This window comes from Streptomyces sp. NPDC058964, from assembly GCF_042741275.1.
GTDB lineage: Bacteria > Actinomycetota > Actinomycetes > Streptomycetales > Streptomycetaceae > Streptomyces.
In genome coordinates this window covers 1-2798 of sequence record NZ_JBHYKH010000788.1, presented here as the reverse complement: position 1 = coordinate 2798, position 2798 = coordinate 1, and the positions used below count along the sequence as shown (strand labels likewise).

At 70.9% G+C, this 2798-nt stretch carries 3 protein-coding genes; all 3 read right to left on the bottom strand.

The genetic code is table 11. The features are described 5' to 3' along the window. Nucleotides 1-115 precede the first annotated feature (115 nt). Nucleotides 116-367 (bottom strand): hypothetical protein, encoded by a 252-nt coding sequence (locus ACFW2E_RS44735; RefSeq protein WP_384477315.1) that lies wholly within the window; start codon nt 365-367, stop codon nt 116-118. A gap of 50 nt (nt 368-417) precedes the next feature. After that, a complete protein-coding gene (locus ACFW2E_RS44730) occupies nt 418-1665 on the bottom strand; it encodes a serine hydrolase domain-containing protein (protein ID WP_384477312.1) in 1248 nt (415 codons plus the stop codon). A gap of 220 nt (nt 1666-1885) precedes the next feature. Beyond that, on the bottom strand, nt 1886-2798 hold a 913-nt coding region (locus ACFW2E_RS44725; protein ID WP_384477309.1), incomplete at its 5' end, for a sugar phosphate isomerase/epimerase family protein.

The following is a 2798-nucleotide window of genomic DNA, read 5'->3' as shown; positions in this document are numbered from 1 at the left end:
GCGTCCGGCATCCGTCGCCGCGCGAGATCACTCCCGCGCCCGGCCGCCGCGACCGCCGCACCGCCGAGAAGGCCCGCCGCCTCCCCGGCCGGCAGCCGGGCCGCTCGCCCGAATCTCACGGACCGTAACGGACCGCGGACTCGTCGGGGTCGTACGCGTCCCGCTCTGGATCCCGCGGGACGGCAGGCCGCTCCTCCACCATGTCCTGCGGCCGGATCCGCTCCGGCAGAGCACCGAATCCGGCCCGGCGCAGGGTGGCCTCGGCAGCCTCCGGCGGCCGCTCCGTGTACTCCGCGTGCTCCGCGTGCTCCGCGTGCTCCGCGTGCTCCGTGTCCTGCGTGCCCTGCGTGTGCTCCCTCTGCGTCATTGGGTCCTCCCCGTGTCCCGGCTCGTGCCACCGTCACCCGCTGAACGTTCTCACCGCGCCGCCGGTTCCGCCGGCAGGTTGAAGACGTGGTCCGGGGAGACGATCGACGTGATCGCGTCGCCGAGGACGGTGCTGGGCTCCTGACCCTTGTAGTTGATGTCGGTGTTGAGGAGCACCACGAGGGTCGCTCTGGCCGAGGGGAGGTAGATGGTCAGGGACTCGTAGCCGGGCAGGGAACCGTTGTGCCCGATCCAGCCCTGGACGTTGAAGATGCCCAGGCCGTACCCGGCGCCCGGGATGGGGGTCGCGGGCGTGGTGAGCCGCTGCTTCTGGATGGCGGGGCTGATCAGGACGCCTCCGTCGGGCAGCCGGCCCGTGGCCACCGTGGGTGCCCAGACGCGCAGGTCCTGCAGGTTGGAGATCATCGCGCCGGCCGCCCAGCCCCAGGACGGGTTCCAGTCGGCCGAGTCCTCCACCTTGCCGGTCGCCGTCTGGTCGGTGTAGCCCTGCGAGTGCGGCCGGGGGAACTCGTTGCCCACCGGGAACAGCGTGTGGCCGAGGCCGACCGGGCCGAGGACGTCGGTCCTGATGTAGTCCGCGAGCGGCCTGCCGCTGACCTTCTCGACGACCAGGCCGAGCAGGATCAGGTTGGTGTTGGAGTAGTCGAACTTCTCGCCCGGCGGGAAGAGCACCGGGTGCTTGAAGGAGTAGCCGAGCAGCTGCTGCGGGGTGAAGGGCCGCTGCGGATCGGACGTCAGTACCTTGAAGAAGGCGTCGTCCTCCGAGTAGTTGAAGAGCCCGCTGCGCATCCCGGCCAGCTGGCGCAGGGTTATCCTGTCGCCGTTCGGCACGCCGCTGACGTACTTGTCGATCGTGTCGTCCAGGCCCGCCTTGCCCTGGTCGACCAGTTCGAGCAGCGCCGTCACCGTGAAGGTCTTGGTCTCGCTGCCGATCCGCAGGTACAGGTCCGGGGACATCTGCCGGCCGGTGCTCTTGTCGGCGACGCCGAAGGACCGCACGTACTGTCCCTTGTCGGGTGTCCACAGGCCGACGGTCACTCCCGGGATGCCCGCCTCGCGCATGACCCGCCGCACGGTCCCGTCGAGCTGCCTCTTCACGGCCGGCGTCAGTTCGCGGACCTCGTTCCCGGACGCCGAGGGTGTGGGAGGTCCCGCGCCCACGGCGCCGACCGGATCCGGCAGGGCCGTGGCCGCCCCGCCCGCGGCCGGTACCACGAGCATGCCCATGGCCGTGACGGCGACGGCCCCCCTGCGCAGTCGGGTCGAGGCGTGTGACATGGGCTCAACTCCCACGTGAGGACACATGAGACGGACCCGCGAACGTCGTGGAAGGCGGCGGGCCCCGGGGCCGGGCGACGTGTCCAGGCGCGGGTCGTGCCATGAGGCGGAGGCCGGGCGGCGTCGTGTCACCAGCATAGGAGCGCCCGCCTGCCGTCGCCTGTCGGAGGCGGTGGCACGCGGGCGCCCCCGGGATCCGGCTCGTCGGCCGTACGCCCCCTCAGGCCCCGCACGACCGCAGGAACCGGCGGGTGCGCACCGCGATCGGCAGCGGCCTGTCCGGCTCGCACGGGTACATGTCCTGCTCGACGATGGCGAACAGATCTACGCCGAGCTTCTGGGCCGCTTCCAGCACGGGCCCCAGCTCCGGTACTCCGTTGGGCGGTTCGCACATCACACCGCGCCGGACGGCCGGTCCGAAGGGCACCTCGTTCGCGACGACGTCGGCCAGGACCCCCGGGTCGACCTGCTTGAGGTGCAGATAGCCGATGCGTTCGCCGTACGTCTCGATCAGCTTGACGCTGTCGCCGCCGCAGTACGCGTAATGACCGGTGTCCAGGCAGAGGTTGACCAGTTCGCTGTCGGTCGAGTCGAGGAAGCGCTCGACATGCGCCTCGGTGTCGATGTGCGTGTCGGCGTGCGGGTGGACCACGATGTCGAGGCCGTACGTCTCCTTCACCTCGTGGCCGAGCCGTTCCATGCCCTTGGTGAGGTGCGCCCACTGTTCGGCGGTCAGCTCCGGCGGCTCCAGGATCTCGGCGGTCTTGTCGTCGCGCCAGAAGGAGGGGATCACCACCAGGTGCTTGGCGCCCATCGCCCGGGTGAGGGCGGCGACGCGGCTGACCTGCTCCCAGGTGCTCTCCCACTCGGACGGGCCGCGGTGCAGGCCGCAGAAGATGGTGCCGGCGGAGACCTTGAGGCCGCGCCGGGTCACCTCGTCGGTGAGGCGGGCGGGATCGGTGGGCAGGTAGCCGTAGGGGCCGAGCTCGATCCACTCGTAACCGGCGTCGGTGACCTCGTCCAGGAAGCGTTCCCAGGGGACCTGCCGCGGGTCGTCGGGGAACCAGACGCCCCCGGCGGTCGCGTATACACCACTGACGCTGCCGCCGCCACAGCCAGTGTTTTTCTCTGGG